18 protein-coding genes and 1 other RNA gene are annotated in these 18,970 nt (G+C 41.7%); 6 read left to right on the top strand and 13 right to left on the bottom strand.

All coding sequences use genetic code 11. The features are described 5' to 3' along the window. Positions 1–244: 244 nt before the first annotated feature. From arcB to mtgA, 3 genes are all read left to right on the top strand, one after another. Positions 245–2,590, top strand: coding sequence for an aerobic respiration two-component sensor histidine kinase ArcB (arcB, locus tag PSF42_RS06000; RefSeq protein ID WP_272679628.1), 2,346 nt, complete (start codon positions 245–247; stop codon positions 2,588–2,590). 232 nt (positions 2,591–2,822) lie between these two features. Further along, positions 2,823–3,473 carry an isoprenoid biosynthesis glyoxalase ElbB gene (gene elbB, locus PSF42_RS05995; RefSeq protein ID WP_272679627.1) on the top strand — a complete coding sequence of 217 codons (651 nt, stop codon included), beginning with the start codon at positions 2,823–2,825 and terminating at the stop codon, positions 3,471–3,473. A gap of 8 nt (positions 3,474–3,481) precedes the next feature. After that, positions 3,482–4,204 (top strand): monofunctional biosynthetic peptidoglycan transglycosylase, encoded by a 723-nt coding sequence (mtgA, locus tag PSF42_RS05990; protein ID WP_125890410.1) that lies wholly within the window; start codon positions 3,482–3,484, stop codon positions 4,202–4,204. A 63-nt stretch (positions 4,205–4,267) separates the two neighbouring features. Here the strand turns inward: mtgA and dolP are convergent, their stop codons facing one another. The 4 genes from dolP to PSF42_RS05970 all read right to left on the bottom strand — a co-directional run bounded on the left by dolP (position 4,268) and on the right by PSF42_RS05970 (position 7,706). Beyond that, positions 4,268–4,843 (bottom strand): division/outer membrane stress-associated lipid-binding lipoprotein, encoded by a 576-nt coding sequence (gene dolP / locus PSF42_RS05985; RefSeq protein ID WP_125890409.1) that lies wholly within the window; start codon positions 4,841–4,843, stop codon positions 4,268–4,270. Between the two features lie 9 nt (positions 4,844–4,852). Then, entirely contained in the window at positions 4,853–5,443 is a 591-nt protein-coding gene (gene diaA, locus PSF42_RS05980; RefSeq protein WP_004908326.1) for a DnaA initiator-associating protein DiaA, read from the bottom strand. A gap of 115 nt (positions 5,444–5,558) precedes the next feature. After that, positions 5,559–5,939: a YraN family protein gene (locus tag PSF42_RS05975; RefSeq protein WP_125890408.1), complete on the bottom strand. Its 381-nt coding sequence runs from the start codon at positions 5,937–5,939 to the stop codon at positions 5,559–5,561. A gap of 39 nt (positions 5,940–5,978) precedes the next feature. Beyond that, entirely contained in the window at positions 5,979–7,706 is a 1,728-nt protein-coding gene (locus PSF42_RS05970; RefSeq protein WP_125890407.1) for a penicillin-binding protein activator, read from the bottom strand. Positions 7,707–7,767: 61 nt separating this feature from the next. On the opposite strand from PSF42_RS05970, the gene rsmI reads away from it, so the two are divergent. The 3 genes from rsmI (at position 7,768) to PSF42_RS05955 (ending at position 10,482) form a co-directional block, all read left to right on the top strand. After that, on the top strand, positions 7,768–8,640 hold the full coding sequence (gene rsmI / locus PSF42_RS05965) for a 16S rRNA (cytidine(1402)-2'-O)-methyltransferase (RefSeq protein WP_125890406.1): 873 nt from the start codon (positions 7,768–7,770) through the stop codon (positions 8,638–8,640). A gap of 94 nt (positions 8,641–8,734) precedes the next feature. Then, positions 8,735–9,108, top strand: an RNA gene (rnpB, locus tag PSF42_RS05960) — RNase P RNA component class A. 297 nt (positions 9,109–9,405) lie between these two features. Next, entirely contained in the window at positions 9,406–10,482 is a 1,077-nt protein-coding gene (locus PSF42_RS05955) for a 4Fe-4S binding protein (protein WP_272679626.1), read from the top strand. Positions 10,483–10,608: 126 nt separating this feature from the next. Here the strand turns inward: PSF42_RS05955 and dagF are convergent, their stop codons facing one another. The 9 genes from dagF to PSF42_RS05910 form a co-directional block, all read right to left on the bottom strand. After that, positions 10,609–11,349: a 2-dehydro-3-deoxy-phosphogluconate aldolase gene (dagF, locus tag PSF42_RS05950; protein WP_125890404.1), complete on the bottom strand. Its 741-nt coding sequence runs from the start codon at positions 11,347–11,349 to the stop codon at positions 10,609–10,611. Between the two features lies 1 nt (position 11,350). Then, on the bottom strand, positions 11,351–12,463 hold the full coding sequence (locus PSF42_RS05945; RefSeq protein WP_125890403.1) for a DgaE family pyridoxal phosphate-dependent ammonia lyase: 1,113 nt from the start codon (positions 12,461–12,463) through the stop codon (positions 11,351–11,353). After that, entirely contained in the window at positions 12,447–13,589 is a 1,143-nt protein-coding gene (locus PSF42_RS05940) for an amidohydrolase/deacetylase family metallohydrolase (protein WP_213913097.1), read from the bottom strand. The genes PSF42_RS05945 and PSF42_RS05940 overlap by 17 nt, the downstream gene beginning before the upstream one ends. A gap of 289 nt (positions 13,590–13,878) precedes the next feature. Beyond that, positions 13,879–14,529 (bottom strand): DUF4310 family protein, encoded by a 651-nt coding sequence (locus tag PSF42_RS05935; protein WP_004258187.1) that lies wholly within the window; start codon positions 14,527–14,529, stop codon positions 13,879–13,881. Between the two features lie 2 nt (positions 14,530–14,531). Further along, on the bottom strand, positions 14,532–15,323 hold the full coding sequence (locus tag PSF42_RS05930) for a DUF4311 domain-containing protein (protein ID WP_125890401.1): 792 nt from the start codon (positions 15,321–15,323) through the stop codon (positions 14,532–14,534). Positions 15,324–15,349: 26 nt separating this feature from the next. After that, entirely contained in the window at positions 15,350–15,646 is a 297-nt protein-coding gene (locus PSF42_RS05925) for a DUF4312 family protein (protein WP_004258180.1), read from the bottom strand. Beyond that, a complete protein-coding gene (locus tag PSF42_RS05920; protein ID WP_004258177.1) occupies positions 15,646–16,011 on the bottom strand; it encodes an SFCGS family glycine-rich protein in 366 nt (121 codons plus the stop codon). Before PSF42_RS05920 ends, PSF42_RS05925 begins: the two co-directional genes overlap by 1 nt. Positions 16,012–16,043: 32 nt before the next feature. Next, positions 16,044–16,382, bottom strand: coding sequence for a transcriptional antiterminator (locus PSF42_RS05915; protein ID WP_125890400.1), 339 nt, complete (start codon positions 16,380–16,382; stop codon positions 16,044–16,046). Positions 16,383–16,864: 482 nt separating this feature from the next. Next, positions 16,865–18,835, bottom strand: coding sequence for a BglG family transcription antiterminator (locus PSF42_RS05910; protein ID WP_125890399.1), 1,971 nt, complete (start codon positions 18,833–18,835; stop codon positions 16,865–16,867). Positions 18,836–18,970 lie beyond the last annotated feature (135 nt).

Raw genomic sequence — 18,970 nt, 5'->3', positions numbered from 1 at the left:
TGATTTTAGCGGCCTTACTCAAGGAACAATAGTGCTATTATTTTGATTTTTATGTAATTGTGATTAAAAGTTATCCAAAATGAACTTTTACTTTATCTAATAGAAAGAAAATACCTGATTGTTTTTTATCATTAATCGTAAAAAATGGCTATTGAATGAGCGGGATCGACATTTCGAGTGAATAATCATCCGAAACTGCCTTGTTTGATATATGATTCAAAGAGAATTTAACTAAGGGGTGGTTATGAAAGTACTTCGCGGCCTTGCGCAATACTATGTCGATTTAATGATGAAGCTCGGTCTAGTGCGTTTTTCTCTGTTACTCGCAGCTGCACTGGTTGTTCTTGCCATGATAATGCAAATGGCAGTGACAATTTTTTTAAGGGGGCATGTAGATAGCCTCGACATGGTGGGGTCAATTTTCTTTGGGTTAATCATCACTCCATTAGCCGTCTACTTTTTGTCGGTGGTGGTTGAGCAACTTGAAGAATCTCGGCAGCGTTTATCGCGAATGGTTGATAAACTTGAAGTTATGCGAAAGCGTGATGCGGATTTAAACATTCAACTTCAGGGAAATATTGAACAACTTAACCTTGAAATCCTAGAACGAGAAAAGGCTGAGCGCGCTCACTTAGAGCTTCTTGAGCAATTAAAACAAGAAATGAAATACCGTGAGCAGACACAAATTGAACTTGAGCAGCAATCTGTATTACTTCGTTCATTCTTAGATGCCTCACCTGACCTAGTCTATTATCGCAACGAAAATAATGAGTTTTCGGGATGTAACCGAGCAATGGAACTGTTGACTGGGAAAAGTGAAAAACACTTAGTTGGGCTAACGCCATTAGATATTTATGATGTTGAAATTGCCTCCAAGGTTATGGAAACCGATGAAAAAGTTTTTCGGCATAATGTTTCTCTCACATATGAACAGTGGCTGGTATATCCAGATGGCCGTAAAGCCTGTTTTGAGCTCCGTAAAGTGCCTTTTTATGACCGAGTTGGCAAACGACATGGTCTAATGGGCTTTGGTCGCGATATAACAGAGCGTAAACGCTATCAGGAGGCGTTAGAGAACGCGAGTAGGGAGAAAACCACCTTTATCTCTACAATCAGCCACGAGCTTCGTACACCCCTTAACGGCATCGTTGGTTTGAGCCGAATTTTATTAGACACCGATTTAACTTCGGAACAATCTAGCTATTTAAAAACGATCCATGTCAGTGCCGTAACTTTGGGTAATATATTCAATGATATTATTGAGATGGATAAAATTGAACGCCGTAAAGTTCAGTTAGATAACCAGCCAATCACATTATCTGAATTTGTGAATGACTTAGAGAATTTAAGTGGGTTATTGGTGCAGCCAAAAGGGCTAAAATTTGTCATGGATGTTGCGCCTGCATTACCCAAAACGGTTTTAACCGATGGGACTCGTTTACGGCAAGTCTTATGGAATTTAATTGGCAATGCAGTTAAGTTCACGCAGAAAGGTGAAGTGAAGCTTAGTATTTGGCAAGAAGCTGAAAATAAATTGTTTTTTAAAGTTCAGGATAGCGGCATAGGCATACCGAAAGACGAGCTAGATAAAATTTTTGCAATGTATTATCAAGTAACAGATTCTGCTGGTGGTAAACCGGCTACGGGAACGGGGATTGGGCTTTCTGTATCTCGTCGTTTAGCACAAAATATGGGAGGCGATATACAAGTTGAAAGTGAAATAGGCCAAGGTTCCACTTTTACGTTATCCATTACCGCGCCTGTTGTTGAAAATGATGTTATTGAACAGCAAGATAGTGAAGACGATTACCCATTGCCAGCATTGCATATTCTACTCGTAGAAGATATTGAACTGAATGTCGTTGTTGCTTGCTCTGTATTAGAAAATTTAGGCAATACGGTTGATGTGGCAATGAATGGTAAAGATGCTCTCGAAATGTTTGCCCCTGGTGAATATGATTTAGTTTTATTGGATATTCAATTACCTGATATGACAGGTTTAGATATCTCTAGGCAACTAAAACAGCAGTATGATAAGCAAGACTTACCACCATTAATTGCATTAACTGCAAATGTTCTCAAAGATAAAAAAGAATACTTTGATGCAGGTATGGATGGTGTATTGAGTAAACCATTATCCGTCCCTGCATTGACTCAAGTTATTGAGCAATTTTGGGGGGAACAATCGACTCAACTTGAAAAAGTATCGAATGACCGTGATGCTTCAAGTGTTGATGAGTCAATATTAGATTGCGACATGCTAGAGCAGTATATTGAATTAGTTGGCCCTAAGCTTATTTATGATGGGCTAGATGTCTTTGAAAAAATGCTTCCAGGCTATTTGGCTATTCTTGACTCGAACATGGTGGCTAAAGACCAAAAAGGCATTGTTGAGGAAGCCCATAAAATCAAAGGGGCAGCAGGCTCTGTTGGTTTAAAGAATTTACAGAAAATAGCACAACAAATTCAGTCTCCTGATTTACCAGCATGGTGGGACAATGTACAGGAATGGGTGGATGAACTAAAACAAGATTGGAAAGCAGATATAGAAACTTTGAGAAACTGGGTTGATGAACGTACAAAAAAATAACCCCAACCGAAGTTGGGGTGCGCGAATACTGCGCCAACACCAGGGAAATCATTGATCTGCATGTGCTTTTTGTTTTTTGCAAATCATTAAATTCGGTATATCACTGTAAGGAACAACATCAAGATACCAAAATTTAGCGAATCTGTTACAAGATTCATTAAAATCTGTGATGAAGATTGATGTTTATGCGCCTTAGTGCTTGAGAGATAATTTACTACAAATGGAGGAAGATATGAAATCAATTGCGGTTATTTTAAGTGGCTGTGGTGTTTTTGATGGAAGTGAGATCCATGAGTCAGTGTTAACAATGCTGGCTTTGAGCCAAAATAATGCTGAAGTTCAATTTTTCGCACCTGATGAGCTGCAACCTACTGTTATTAATCATATGAATGGTGAATCTAAAGCAGAAAAACGCAATCAAATGGAGGAGTCTTCACGTATTACACGTGGTAAAATATCGCCTTTGTCGTCAGCTGATGCTTCAAAGCTAGATGCCCTCATAATTCCTGGTGGTTTTGGTGCTGCAAAAAATTTATGTGATTTCGCTGTTAAAGGAAGTGAGTGTGTAATTAATAAAGAACTATTAAGTTTAGTTCGCCAAATGCACCAACAAAAAAAGCCGTTAGGGCTGATGTGCATTGCACCTGTGATGCTCCCTAAAATGTTAAATACATCAGTCGTACTAACTATTGGCAATGATAGTGAAACGATTGCTCAAATAGAAATGATGGGCGGGAAACATATTAAATGTGCTGTTGATGACATTGTAATTGATAAAGTTAACCGAGTTGTTACAACACCTGCTTATATGCTTGCTCAATCAATTTCTGAGGCAAATACAGGTATTAATAAACTCGTTAAGAAAGTATTGGAAATGGCGTGATTATTTGAATGCGAACTATTGTTTCTAGATTATGGCACTGGTTAAAGAAGATCACATTTTCATTACTTGTGGTGTGGATTTGTTCAGTCGTCTTATTTAAATATATACCAGTGCCTTTTTCCGCAGTGATGATTGAGCGGCAAATTACTGCATGGATAAACTTAAATTTTTCTTATGTGTCTCATTCGGAATGGGTAGATGAAAATCACATTTCTCCGTATATTTATTTAGCTGTAATTGCAGCAGAAGATCAAAATTTTCCTCATCACTGGGGTTTTGACCTTGATGCAATCGAGCGAGCTTACAAGCATAATTTGAGCAATAAACAAACAATCAGAGGGGCTTCAACGATCTCACAACAAACAGTAAAAAACCTATGGTTATGGGATGGAAGAAGTTGGTTAAGAAAAGGGTTAGAGGCAGTAATGACTCCTATTATGGAGTTGATGTGGTCAAAGAAAAGGGTTTTGACTGTTTATCTCAATATAGTTGAGTTTGGTGATGGGGTTTTTGGGGTTGAAGAGGCTGCAAATAAATTCTTTAATAAGCCTGCTAGTAAGCTTTCGATGAGTGAAGCTGCACTATTAGCTGCGGTTCTTCCTAATCCTCATAGATATAGCGTAAAAAGCCCATCCTCTTACGTCCTCAAAAGGCAAGCTTGGATCTTGAATCAAATGCACTTACTGGGGGGTAAGAATTATCTGAAAATAAATAAGTTAATGGATGAATAAGAAAAAAGCCATGGTTTTTCACTCACGGCTTTTGTTTTTATAACGATATATTATTGTTTATGATTAATTAAGATAAGTGAAAGCGGTCGTAACTCGACGAACACCATCTGTTTCACTTGCAATTTTGGCCGCTGCATCGCCTTCTTGTCTTGTTAGTACACCTAGTAAGAAAACCTCACCATTTTCAGTAATGACTTTTACACTACCTGACTTAACGCTATCACTAGCAAGGATTTTAGATTTAACTTTGGTTGTTAACCAAGTGTCTTTCGACGCGGTACCCAAATCAACGGGTTCTCCACTACGGACTTCATTATAAACTGCGATGGTGCCATCAACATTAGAGGCTATTTGTTTTGCTCGTTCAGCCCAAGCCATATCAGGGCTTTGGCCAGTTAACAGCACATTACCTTTATAAGCGGTTGCAATGATACGGGCTTTACCTGAAATATCCTTATCTTTGTTTAGTTGTCCACTAACCCTAGCTTCTAAGGTCCCATCGTCAACCTGTTGGCCAACAGTACGAGGGTCCGTGGCACTTTTCGTTGCAACAGCCGCAGAACCTACGACGGCAGCGCCTATACAGCCTTGTAATAGAACAGTACTGATGACTATGGCAAAAATTGGTATTAATCGCATTTTGTCTCCTTAATCGTCCTGATGTGGGAAAAGAGTATTATCTATGAGGTCACACAGACAGTTTACAGTAAGAAGATGAACTTCTTGAATTCGAACACTTCGTTGGGATGGAATGCGAATTTCAACATCTTGGGGGCCAAGTAAACCCGCGAGTTCCCCTCCGTCATAGCCTGTTAAGGCGACAATTGTCATGTCTCTAGTGACTGCAGCTTCAACAGCTTTAATAATATCACTGCTATTACCATGAGTTGAAATTGCCATCAAAACATCGCCATGTTGACCTAGTGCTCTAACTTGTTTCGCATAAATTTCAGAAGGTTGCTTACTACCCGAAATGGCAGTTAACACGGCATTATCGGTATTAAGTGCTAAAGCGGGTAAGCTAGGGCGCTCGGTTTCAAAGCGATGGATCATACTCGCCGCAAAGCGTTGTGCCGTAGCAGCGGAAGCGCCATTACCACAACATAAAATTTTGTTGCCATTGAGTAAAGACTGAACCATCATCATGGCGGCTCTAGAAATGGCATCAGGCAGCGCTTCAGCGGCTGCTATTTGAGTTTGGATGCTTTCAGTAAAGCAAACTTTTATTCGGTCTAGCACGAGTTTTTCCTTTGTCGCCTCGATATAATTCAAATCATTTTGTGCATTGCCATTATATTTGAACTATAGCGTTGTTGACTGCATGATCAGAGTATAAAGCTGACTATCTTATCTGTTAATAAACATCATTTTCGTTGAATGCATTTTGTAACCAGTCAAATTGGTCTCCCGTGATGGCACAGATATCAAAACGGCATGAGCTGGTTTCAAAGCTTTCTTGTCTTTGTGCGAGCCAAAATTTGGCAGCCGCTAATAGTTTTCGACGTTTGTGCCAGTTTACTGATAAAAGTGCATCGCCATAGTCACAATTTTTGCGAAAACGAACTTCAACAAATACCCAACCTGTATTATCTCGCATAATGAGGTCGATTTCTCCACCTCGGTTCCTTGCATTACGTTCGACAAATGTTAATCCTTGTTGTTTCAAGAAAGCGAGCACTCGGTTCTCATAGTACCGGCCTGTTAACCATTGTATGGCTTTTGGCATAATTTTCATGACGTCCTTGTCTGAAAAAAAATGAAATATTGAATGGCCCTATTGCGCCGAAACCACTTGACCTTGTTTAAATTGTAGCCAAGGTAATTCACGGTACACCACACAGTTTGGTGTTGTGCTTAAGGTCCCGGATGCACCATTGATACGAAATTGCCCAGATTGTTGCAGCTTGTCATAATTGTTGGCTAAAGACCATGCATCAATACCCATGGCATATAAACGAAATAAAGAGTAATCATTATTCAGCGTTTGTTGGGCCTGTTTACGTAAGTTATTGTTTGCACCCGCGAGTAAAGGGATTTCGCTAAATTTAACGCCATCCATTTCAAATCGGTAGTCAGCACCAGAACCAGCTTGGTTGCTACGGGAACTTGTATAAAGGGCTGGGCGGGAACGAGAGCTAATTGCCATTTCAATCATTGGTTTGATTAAGGTGAGCTCATCACGAGTAGCGACAATATAAACGCCGTCAATCGCACCGGTTGAATCGATATATTGTGGCTCTATCGATTGCGTATCTACTGATTGTGTATCTATCGGCAGTGTACCGTTATTCACTGGCGTTCCAGTCATACGGATACCGGCCCCACGATTAATTGATTCTTTTAACGAAGGAACGGAGCCAAAGGTTTGCATTAAAACGGTTCCCCCCCCATTTTCTTGCCACCCTTGGGCAAAGGCTTTGGCTATTCTATCACCAAAAGCATTCGCGGGAACTAATACTAATGGCATTTGCTTGCCTTCAGCTTTCATGTAAGCCGCTGCATTTTGTGCTTCATCTTCTGGTGATAATGAAAAATAGCAAAGATTTGGGCGAGGCTGTAATTGGTTCGCATCAAGTTCATTGAGCGCGAGTACACTAATAGGGGCGCCCATTTGGGTAATGGTTTGAACATCACTTTTTAGTAATGGCCCAACAATAAGATTAAAGCCTTCATTTTTTGCTTGCTCAATAAGCGCAGGCATTTGCTTGTTTGTCGTATCAAACACCTTGACGCTTTGGGTGTTCACAGGGGCTGCATCGATACGCAAAGCGGATGCTACTACATCGCTATCGCTAGCAGTAGGGGCATTACCTGTTGTTGCCGCGACTTGTTCATAAATTTGGTCGAGGACATCATTTCCACTACTGGGTGGTGTTACGGTAGGTTGAGGCGTTGATCCTTCAGGCAGGCCTTTTTGTGCATCCATAAAGCCTTGCATAATCGCTTGGCCAAATACTTGCCCTTGGCCACTCATGGGTAAAAATAAAGCAATCTTAGGGGTTTTACCCACTTGAGGTATCATGGCTTGCTGCAAAAGAGTCGGCGTTGTCGTCACCGCAGGGTTATTGGAGTAACGCATTTTCCAGTCGTTATAGCCTGCGAGTAAGGCATCGGCGTCATCACGGTTGTTTTGATAAATATCTAAAAGATCGATCCAGCCTTGGAGAATATTTTCATCGGCGCCAACGCCATGAATTTGTTCTGGCGTTAACTGTGTTAACATCTGCCATAACCCATCAATATTCGCTTGGCGCTCAGCGGCTGTTTTTAATAAAGGTTCCTGGCTAATGTAGGCGCGTATCGCCTCCATTGAAGGCTTACCTTGTGCAGCATCGATGATTGCTTGGTAATGGCTAGCATTATCAGATGTGCTTTGCTCAGGTGTTTTTTGGGTTGACGGAAAATATTCCGAGACAATTTGGCACCCTGACAGTGCAAATGTGGACAGCATCGCTGTGCACATTAACCCTTTTTTCAAATGCAAAAAAATTGAAGGACGCATACTGTATCCAATGGTGTATTTTTCAATTGCTTAATTTTAAACCGGCTATTTGGATGAAACAATGAACCAACCTAATCAAGCTGTGGTTATGGCATCCACGCTGTATATCGTTCCTACCCCAATTGGTAATATGAGGGATATCACGCAACGCGCGTTGGATGTTCTTAAACATGTTGACCTTATTGCTGCAGAGGACACTCGGCATTCAGGCATTCTATTACAGAATTTTGCGATAAATGCACGATTGTTTGCTCTGCATGATCATAATGAACAGCAAAAGGCAGATCAATTAATTAGTCGACTTCAACAAGGCGATAGTATCGCATTAGTCTCCGATGCGGGTACACCTTTAATTAATGATCCGGGTTATCATCTCGTCAATCGTTGCCGCGAAGCGGGTATTCGAGTTGTACCTTTACCGGGGCCTTGTGCTGCTATTACTGCGCTATCTGCCGCAGGTTTGCCCTCAGACCGTTTTTGTTATGAAGGATTTTTACCCGCAAAAACAAAAGGTCGCAAAGATGTTTTACAATCACTCGAACAAGAAACTCGCACGCTGATTTTCTATGAATCAACCCACCGTTTGTTAGACAGTTTAGCAGATATGGTGGAAGTCTGGGGACCGGAGCGCCATGTTGTTTTAGCGCGAGAAATCACTAAAACATGGGAGTCCATTGAAGGCCGCCCCGTAGGGGAGTTGCTCGCTTGGGTAAAAGAAGATGAGAATCGTCACCGCGGCGAAATGGTGTTAATTGTTGAAGGGTATAAGAAGCCTGAAGATGATTCTGCAATTTCACCGGACGTAGTTCGCACCTTGAATTTGTTGCAAAAAGAGTTACCACCGAAAAAAGCGGCTGCAATCACGGCTGAAATTTATGGTCTCAAGAAAAATATGTTGTATAAATTGATGCTTGATAATCAAGCTGATGAATGATTATTGAGCAAATAGACGAGTTCATTTATATAAGTGGTAAATGAAAGTCGTTAGAGTCTGTACAAGACTCAGTAAAGTGCCTATAATTCGCCGCGGAGTTGGCCAGACAACCGCTGCTTTATCGTAGTCCCTTCGGGAGACGGGTAGAGGGGAGGAAAGTCCGGGCTCCATAGGGCAGGGTGCCAGATAACGTCTGGGAGGCGCGAGCCTACGACTAGTGCAACAGAGAGCAAACCGCCGATGGCCTGTTTACAGGATCAGGTAAGGGTGAAAGGGTGCGGTAAGAGCGCACCGCGCGACTGGTAACAGTTCGTGGCACGGTAAACTCCACCCGGAGCAAGACCAAATAGGGGTTCATATGGTGCGGCCCGCATTGAACTCGGGTAGGTTGCTGGAGCCAGTGCGCAAGTGCTGGCCTAGATGAATGGTTGTCCATGACAGAACCCGGCTTATCGGCCAACTCCCATTTTTTCGTCATACTTCAAGCTGTGCCTGTGTTGGCTTCATTCGTCAACCCTAGTCACATACTGGTGTATGCTCCTAGGGATTTCCTCATTTTGCCGCCGTGGCACAACTCGAATTATTTAGAAAAAATCATAATCTTTTTATTTAATATCAAAATACTTATCTTGTTTGTCTTCACCATTCGCTGCATCAAAGTATCAAATCATCAAGATCACAACCCTCTGATGCAAATCAATATGCTATGTGAATATGTAATTACAATAGTGGTATTTATAATGCATGTTAAAGAGATGTGCGGACATGATAGAAAAACCACGTATAAGGTACCAACGCCGCCCCGGTACAACAGGAGGAAAGCTTCCTTGGAATGATTGGCGAAATGCATCAACCTGGCGGAAAATTGTACAGGTAATATTATTGGCAATTAACCTTTATATAGGTGTGACCTTCTATTACTGGGTTCGTTACTATGAAACGGGTGGAGCAACGTTTTACTTTCCACGCCCCGGAGGGATTGAAGGCTGGCTGCCGATTGCTGGGTTAATGAATTTAAAATATACGTTGGAAACGGGCAGCTTTCCTGTCATTCATGCGGCATCAATGTTTCTTTTAGTTTCTTTTATCATGATTAGCTTGCTGTTCAAAAAAGCATTTTGTTCATGGATGTGCCCGATTGGCACAATATCAGAGTACACAGGTAAGTTAGGGAAAAAACTCTTTCGTTATCAAAACCAAATCAGTTTACCTAAATGGCTCGATATCCCTTTAAGAGGCCTAAAATATTTGTTATTAGGTTTCTTTCTTTATATTGCATTTTCCATGTCTGCGCAGATGATCCAATATTTTATGATGTCCCCTTATGGGATCATTATTGACGTAAAAATGTTGGATTTTTTTCGTTATATTAGCTTGTTTGCGCTTATTACTGTGGTCATTTTAGTGATAGCAAGTTTGTTTATTCGTAACGCTTGGTGCCGTTATTTATGTCCTTATGGTGCATTGTTAGGGCTATTTTCGTTATTTTCGCCATTTAAAATTCGGCGAAATGTGGAAAGTTGTATTGATTGCGGAAAATGTGCCAAAAATTGCCCATCACGGATACCTGTCGATAAGTTAATTACGGTAAGAACGGTGGAATGTACGGGATGTATGACGTGCGTTGAATCTTGCCCTGTTGTATCAACGTTAGATTTTTCATTGCAAGTGCCAACAAAAAAACGTCAATTTCGGTTATCGGGCATGATGATGGCCATTTTAACTTTGGCAATTTTATTTATAACGATTGGAATTGCTATGTATTTTGGCGTTTGGGGGAGTCCAGTGCCTGATAATTATTGGTTTCATATTATACCGAATGCAAGAATGATAGGTCATTAACTTACAATAAAAAATCCCCCACTCACACTTGATGAGTGGGGGATTTGTTGTTTCGTCATTGTGACAATGACTTATATTATAACGTTTCGCTTATATTTATTTTCTTATTTACGACTTACTACTGCATCAATTAACCGCTTGCTTAACCATCTGCAATAATTGACGCACATCTTCTGGGCGAGTATTGCCCGATTCTTTATCAATGATTGAACTATAAATATGAGGAATGATTTTCTTCACACCAGCATCGAGGGCAATTTGCAATATTTCGGCAAAGTTATCTAAATCAATACCGCCTGTAGGCTCTAAAGAAAAATCAAATTCAGCACACGCTTTGGCAATGGCTTTATATTCTTCAATATAAGTTAACCCTTTCATATTAAAGAATTTAACAGAATCAGCTCCCATGTCTTTAAGCATCATAATGGCAGTTTCAATCGGCACAATGCCCTCTGGCGCTTGAGAACTTAATGGGCCTGTGGAAATTTTTACCATACCCACTGTGCCTGTCGGTGATATGAGTGCATTCACAAAGGTTTCATTTTGGCCTAATAGTGCACGGCTAATTGGTGCACCAGTAAAGACTTGGTTTACGTGCTGTGGCTGAACTTCTTTTGAAATCAACGATACCATCGTGGATTGGTTTGGATCGCCAGCACCCAGACCAACCGATAAAGCATTATCCGTTTCTTGGGCATAAATACGCATATCCGCAATCGCGCTTTCTAAGTCAGGGTAATTTTTAGATAAAACACCAACAACAACAAAGGTTTCTGCGGCGGCATAGATATCTTTTGCATTTTGATGGCTGCCCGCCAGAACGTTTAAACACACACGGTCACGATAAAAATTTGGTGACAATTTCATTTTAAATTCCTTCTACTAACAAACGAATATTCTGTGAAATAACATCAAGTTGCTCAGTGCTAACACTGCGAATGTCAGCTTCCACTTTTCCTTCGTTGGCTTTGTATTCGCGGAAGTAAATCGCGGTATCACCTTGCTTTAATTCAGCCATAATTTGGTAAGTGGTTTTGCCTATTGTTTTTTCATCAAAGCTAATTTCGGTGCGGGCGATATCACGACCTGCAGCATCCCAGACAACTTGTGCGGAGATACCTTTAATTGCATTCAAATCGCTGATGAATTTACTCATTCGATTGACCATCTCTGCGCCAGTTTCTTTTGTTGCAGTCAGGTACTGTTCGATAGCGAGTGTCAGACCTAAAATACCTTCTTTACCCACTTTCATCGCACGGCCAATACCTTGGCTTTGGCGTTTGACCCATTCAACATACTGCTTTTTACCGATAACAAGGCCGCTTGTTGGGCCTTCAATCGCTTTTGCGCCACTGTAAATCACAATATCGCCACCAGCTTGGTAGTAAGCCGTGAGTTCTTCTTCAGCGGCCGCATCAACAATCAGGGGGAGCTGGTGGTCATGAGCCACTTTGGCGGCTTGTTCAACCGTTAGCATGCTTTTTTGTACGGTATGGTGCGATTTGATATACAGAATAGCAGCGGTATTGGGGGTGATTTTTGCCGCTAATTGAGCAGCGTTGCACTCATTAGCAAAACCCGCTTCTACCACTTTACCACCACCTAAGCTCACCATTGTGTCGACAGGGGCTCCAAAGTTAACGTTATGGCCTTTAGGTAAAATAATTTCACGTGGAACAACTTTGTCGGATGAATGCAAATTGAGCAGTAAATCATCATCATCTTTTATAATCACTGCTGCAACAGCTTGTGCAATACCGGCAGATGCACAGGAAACAACAACTGCCGCTTCAACGTTTAATAAACTCGCAATATATTCGCCAGTTTTGTTAACTAAATCTTTAATTTCAAAGTAATTATTTAGACCGTAAGCAACACGTTCGACAACTTCTGGCGTTGGTGTTGAAACACCCAGAATTGTCATGCGGCCAGAAGCATTAATAACGTGTTTTAACTGATACTTATCATAAATCGATTGCATGTTCGGATTCACCTTGTGCATGAATAATGTGTTTTCCACCAACGATAGCGGCCAACGGTACGAAGCGGTGTGTGCCTATACGCTGTTCGCCTTCTGCATCAGTGAGCTCAGTTTGCTCTTCTTTGAGGTCAAAAAGGGTAATATCGGCGTCAAAGCCTGGTCTTAAATACCCTTTCGCTGGCAAAGATAAGAAATCGGCCGCTTTTTCGGTCACACAGCGAAGCACTTGTTCCGCACTAAAACCCATACACAGGAATTTAGTCATTACAAAAGCGAGACTATAAACTGGGCCATTAACGCGGTTGCGCTGGTAAATATCTGAACTGATAATGTCAGGATAAGTGCCGATACGCATGGCTTGTTCGGCAACTTTAAAGCTGAAACTTTCACCGCCGTGGCCAACATCTAATATGACACCGCGTGCTAAGGCGCGAGCAATTGATGGTTTTAGGTAGCCATCTTCACCTAAAATTTTATTGGGCTTACCGTTAAAGCAGTGAGTGATGATATCGCCGCGTGTCAGTAAATCAGCGACTTCATCGATATTAGGTGGGTTATTACCAATGTGTACCATGAGTGGAAGGTGATGTTTTTTTTGCATTTCTTTGGCTTTAACCAGTGGGGCAATGCCATTTTCACCCACCACGCTTTTACTCATACGGGCTTTCATACCAACGACAAAGCCTGAGTGGCGTTCGATAGCGTCTTGAAAGCAGGTTTCATTGATGTTGTTCATATCGGACAGTTCATTTTGTGCAATGATGCCAATACGCGAAATATTCAGTAGAGAAAAGACATTCGTTTTTGATTTCTGGGTGAGCTGATAAAATTTATCTATATCATCAGCACCGACACTACCTGCATCAACCAGTGAGGTAACTCCGCCAGCGGCTCCTGCTAAATCAGGGTCATCGAAGTAGATAGGCGACTCAACAAAACAGTGTGCGTGAGAATCAATCCATCCGGCGCTGACATAGGTTTTGCCTTGGAGATCAATGATCTTGTCAGCTTGTTGGTTGGAGGCTAATTCAGGACCTGCCGCTTCGATTTTTCCATCTTTGATGAGAATATCGATAATGGTGCCATCGATACGCTTAGCTTGCTTGATGATTAGAGAATAGTACATAGTTGCCCTCTTTATATTCGGTGCTCGTCATACTCGTCATACTTCAAACCGCAGCGTTGTTGGCAGCACTTCCGCTACCCTAGTCACATACTAGTGTATGCTCCTAGGGATATCGTCGTTTGCCGCCTAGCTGCGATTTGAATTATTTAGAGTATGCTTAAGTGCGTATTCTAAATGATGTCAACCGCAGCGTTATTGGTTACTCTTACGCTACTCTTTGAACTATTTCGAGCCTGCTTTTAATGATGTTATTCAGTAACCCGGAGCTGATGCTCCGGGAGGATACGAGTTAGGCGACGATTGGGAAGAAATAACCGAACAACATCGCCCCTAAAATTGCCCCGCCGGCAACGGGTTTTTGCCATACATAGAAAATCAATGCGCCAATTAAAGAGCCAATTCCGATTGGAATGGATGCGGCCATCGCAGCTAAAATAATCAATGGACCTAAGAAACGGCCGGAGGTATTACCCGCGCCCATCATGACGTCAGCACCAAAGGTTGAGTTAGCCTGAGCAATGGTGAATTTACGTGCAAATACAATCAGTAAGCCGATTAATACGCCAAGGAATAAGCCAGTTAGTAACGACATCCAAAAGTTAGTGACTAAAAAATCCCAACCCGCGGCTAAAAATAAGGCAGGAACACCGAGGCCAATACCAGTTTGTAGTGCGCCACCAATATCTAAAATACCCACCAGTGAGCCTTCGATAATCCGAGCAAATAGGAAACTCGCACCAAATGCGGCAACCGCACCATATACGCCGGTATCTAGCCCTGCACGTAACATGGCAACGAACGCCACTTCGTTAAATGCCCCAAAGCCGTAGACGACATACATGTGGGTACCTGCGAAGATCCCTGCGGATAACAGCCCGACAAAAATCGGGAAGGACCACTCTGCATACCAAAAATCTTGTTTGTTAATTTCAGTTGTCATGATTATTTCCCGCTCAGCAGACCGTGGACGTATTCAAGCCACAATGGTTTATCTAGGTTGAAAGAGGTGATCATCTTCAGATCGAATTCACGGAAGAAGCCGCTAAGAACGAACAGTAGAACGACGGTTACCATCATTGTGCGAGTGATACGGTTCCAGCCGTTGTCATCAACGCCTTTACCAATCAAGATACCTAAAACTAAACCAGGGATGGCATTCCCCATGATTAATTGGGCGCAACCACCAAATAGCGTTGCCCAGAAACCTGAACGACGGCCTGCATCCATCGCGGCTAACCAGAAGATAACAGGCATCACTGTGTTAACGAGCAAGTTTGCGGCAGGCACTAGTACATTAATGGCTGTTGTTTGCAGAGCAGCCGGAACAGCAGAAGCGGTGGTGTTTAAGAAGGCGACTACTAATGCCCCGATGATGGCACAAGCGATAGCCATTTTTTTCGGGTTATGCAGTGTGTCAGCAACGCTACGGTTTTTGGTTAGTAGCGCTGCGGCCCCCCAGTTTGGGATGATGCGGTGGTCAACGTCTTGTGTAAATGCCCCTGCGGCAACTGACGACGCCCATGCGTTAAAGAAGAACCCTAAGCCGAAAGAAAAGTGAGAAGCTGGGTCGCCTTCGCACGCGTTCAGCTCACCCAATGTACGGAATGCCCCCATACCTTGTACGGTTGGTGCGTGGAACATACGCGCAGCCCCTGCGCCTAAGCCAAAGCCGCAAAGCCCACCGATAATCAGGGACATACCCAATATTTCTAAAAAAGATGCAGTTTCACTCATGGAATTAACTCCAGACCTGATTGCTATTATTGTTCTGTAAATGGTATTTCGTTGACAGAAAGTAAAGTGACATCCAGCGAAACGTCGAGTACAACACGAAAATGTTCACGTTTGCGTGGCAAAAAGAGAAAGAGAAATTTTTCTGTCCGCGAATGAGAGTGAGCACTAATCACTTCAACATCCTTTGGTTCTATCCGTAGGATGATGTCTGTGCTGTTTTTCAGTACGGTTTTTTGAATTGAATTTAAGGCGTCAGCTATCGCTTTTTGCTTAGTGTCGCCTTGCCCTGTAACCCGCACAACCGTTTCGATAGATTTTTTCATTAAGCGTTGCCGTATTTTTTATTGAATGCTTTTACCAAGCGCTCGCCTAACTCTTCCTTGTCCATAAAACCGAAACCTAGTACGTTGCAACCATCTGCAATCGCGGTTTCTCCCTCTTCAATAGAGCGCATCCCATAGCGAGCTTTATAGCCATATTTAGTTTGTGCTGTGATTGCGCCAGCGCCACCACTACCACAAAATGAGATACCCAAATCGGCTTGCTCTGCGTTCATCACATCACCGAGTTTCATGTCAGCAGCGACACCCGGAACAACAACCGCTTTACCACCCGCAGCTTCAACACCTGCAGCTACTTTTTGGCCTTTACCTAAACGGTCACCGATAACAACAACGATCTGTTTCATAAAATATTCTCCAAATCCTACAAAATTAGTAATTAATCATTTGAACGTGCGACTTCAAAGTGAACAGAGAGTAAATAGGTCTCTTCAGGTGCTAAACCGGGAAGTGTGTCAACAACCCGTTGTGCGAGCGCTATCGAATGTTCAGAAATTTCATCGAATAAGCTGATATCGACCTCTGGTAAGGCTTCACCCGTTTTTGCTCTACCAACCATGGCACGTAAATGAGACTCCAACATTTGTTGTTGTACATCTGTGGTGTAGCAGCCCTCCTGCTTGAGCCAGTCAGTAATCACTGCTAGCAGTTTTTGTGTCACCTCATCAATATCAAGGTTATGTTCTAACATTTTAAAAACGACAACTGATTCACTCATAACTATTTAAAATCCAAAGTAATATTGCAAGTTAGACTACTCTGTTCCTTCATGTCTTATACATTAGACGCTTATTCGTATTTTTTGCAGGCAGGGAATTTCCACTTGTAAGTGGAAATTGTTTGGAAGCTAAAGAGTGTATATTTGGTGTATTTTTTGTTCTATTTGGAAGTTAAGTGGAAAAATTGACATCAATCAACTCTCTAAAAAGGATAAAAATAACAATGGCGTGAATAAAATATGTTATTTATCAATTGATTATTTTTTTAACTACAAAATGGAAACAAAAAAATGAACTGGAAAAGAAAGTGGAAATTATAAATGGAAATTATTTTATATTAGTTGTAATTGCTTCCACTTAGTCGTTTTGTGTGTAAAACAGATCGTTTAGGATAGGGAAATATTTGCGAGAGTTGTGGCTAGGATCACGTAAAAATTAGCAACTCCCTCTTTTCCACTACAAAGTGGAAGTTGCTATCAAATTAAAGAATACGCGCTAAGCTATCTTTAGCTATCACTTGGAATTCATTGAAATTTTTGACGCTGACTAAGCGACGAGTCGTTTTTTCTTTTACAAAGGTAACGAATAAATCATAAATAGCCATTGCTTCTTCATAGTCTGTTTTGCTAATTGCCAGTAAGAAAATGACATAAGCGTTCTCTTTGGTTTCTTTATTCCACTCAATGCCTTTGGGGGCGACAACGGTTGCAACTACCGTTTTATTGGCGAGTAGTCCTAAAGAGTGGGGCAATGCAATGCCTTCCCCAAGCAAAGTGGACACAATTGATTCACGCTCTTGCAGTGAAGGGTAAAAATCGGGTGTGACATAACCTTCTTGCTGTAATTTGTGGCAAACCATTTGAAAGAGTTCTTCTTGGCTAATTTTTTCATTGATGACCATGAAGAACCGTTCATCAAAAAAACGCTCGATAATATAAGGGCGAGTTTGGTCAACCATCGCTAGGCGGCCAACTTGCTCTAGCTGATAGGGGGTTGGAAAAGGTGCGATTTTAATGACAGGTTTGTTTTTCTCTGAAATTCGCACCGTGGTAATGACGAAATCTTCAGAGACTTCATCCAAAGACTCATACTCTTGTAGCGTTAACCCTCGGCTAAATTTGAGTTGTGGAAATTCACGCATGATTTTAGATTCAACCACGCGAAACGTGGAGTTTCCAGCATCCGTTACCACCAGTACTTCCGTTTGGCGAATAGAGCCAGCGCCATAATTTCTTTCAAGACTGACACCGATATGCACCGCTAAATAACCTAACTCGTCCTCGCTAATAGGATGAGGGAGTAACTGTTTGCTGGCACTGGTCAACGCGCTCAGTGTGACATCATAAGCAAAAGGATAATATTGTTTAATATCAGAAAGTAATGGGTTTGGTGTGGAAATATGGTATTGCAAGCGAGTGATCAACGCAGCGAGATGCGTATTGAGATCTTTTTTGAGCTTTTCATCGTTACGCAAATCATAATTATATAATTCATTAATATAACTTAAAATATATTCGCATAGCTCATTATGCGTTCCATTTTTTTGCGTGCTTGAGTCTTGGTGACTAATGCGTTGGGCGATAATTTGGTCATGTAAATAGCTAAGCTCTGCGCCTGACAAGTCATTGCCAAGGAAGTAGATTAACCCTTTAGATATTTCACCACAGGCTTTGCGGATCGCTTCTTCACTGTCATCATCTTTGACAGCGGTGGTGAGTTCATGTCCGCGAGTGATGCGTAAAATAGTGACTGCACAATTAAAAACCAAGTACAAATGCCCTTCATTACTAATGCGAATATCAAAGCGATTCATACTGTTATGCAAAACTTTATCGATGTATGTCAGGTCTAAATTATCAAGGCAATCTGGACGGAAAGTGGATAAATCAGGCGTTATCTGTGCGGAATAACGACGCCATAAAGTTTCGGTCATACAAGCGCGAACCGCCCACTCGCTACCGTTTAAACGAATGCCTTGATGAGGAATGCTTTCTAACGCAATTTGGTATTTTTGGAGCTGTTCTCGTACCGCGCCCATATCTTGCTGTAATGTACCGCGGCTGATAAACCACTCTTCAGCGATATCATCAAGTTTTACGGGGAGTGATAGCATTAAGAGTTTTAATAGCAGGGCATCAATGCGCTCTTTGCTCGTGCGAGGAATATGGCTGTCTTCATCATTTTGTTGCGTAAAAGTGGCAAATAGGGCTTCATCTTCAATTTTCAACCGGTAACCACGACCTCGCTCATACACAATATGTGCACTATATGGCTGTATCAATTCATTGATTTCATTGATATCAGAACGAATCGTTCGAGTAGAAACCGAAAAGTTTTTTGCTAATTCGTCTTGAGGTACAACCTCATTGAGAATTTGAGCAAAAATTTGATTATGTCGCTGTTGAGTGAATAGAGCCACGGAAACACCTTTAAAATCAAAACAAAAAAGCATTTGAGCAAGAAAATCACGTATTTTTTGCTCGCTAATGGCAGGACTCTAACACAAGCATGTCAATATGTAGGATATGTAAATCATGAAATTTGCGGATCTGTTCGCAAATTTCATGCTGTTATAGCTGGAAGGGAC

The sequence above is a fragment of the Providencia sp. PROV032 genome, from assembly GCF_028484875.1.
GTDB lineage: Bacteria > Pseudomonadota > Gammaproteobacteria > Enterobacterales > Enterobacteriaceae > Providencia > Providencia rettgeri_E.
This window is presented reverse-complemented; position numbering and strand designations above follow the sequence as displayed.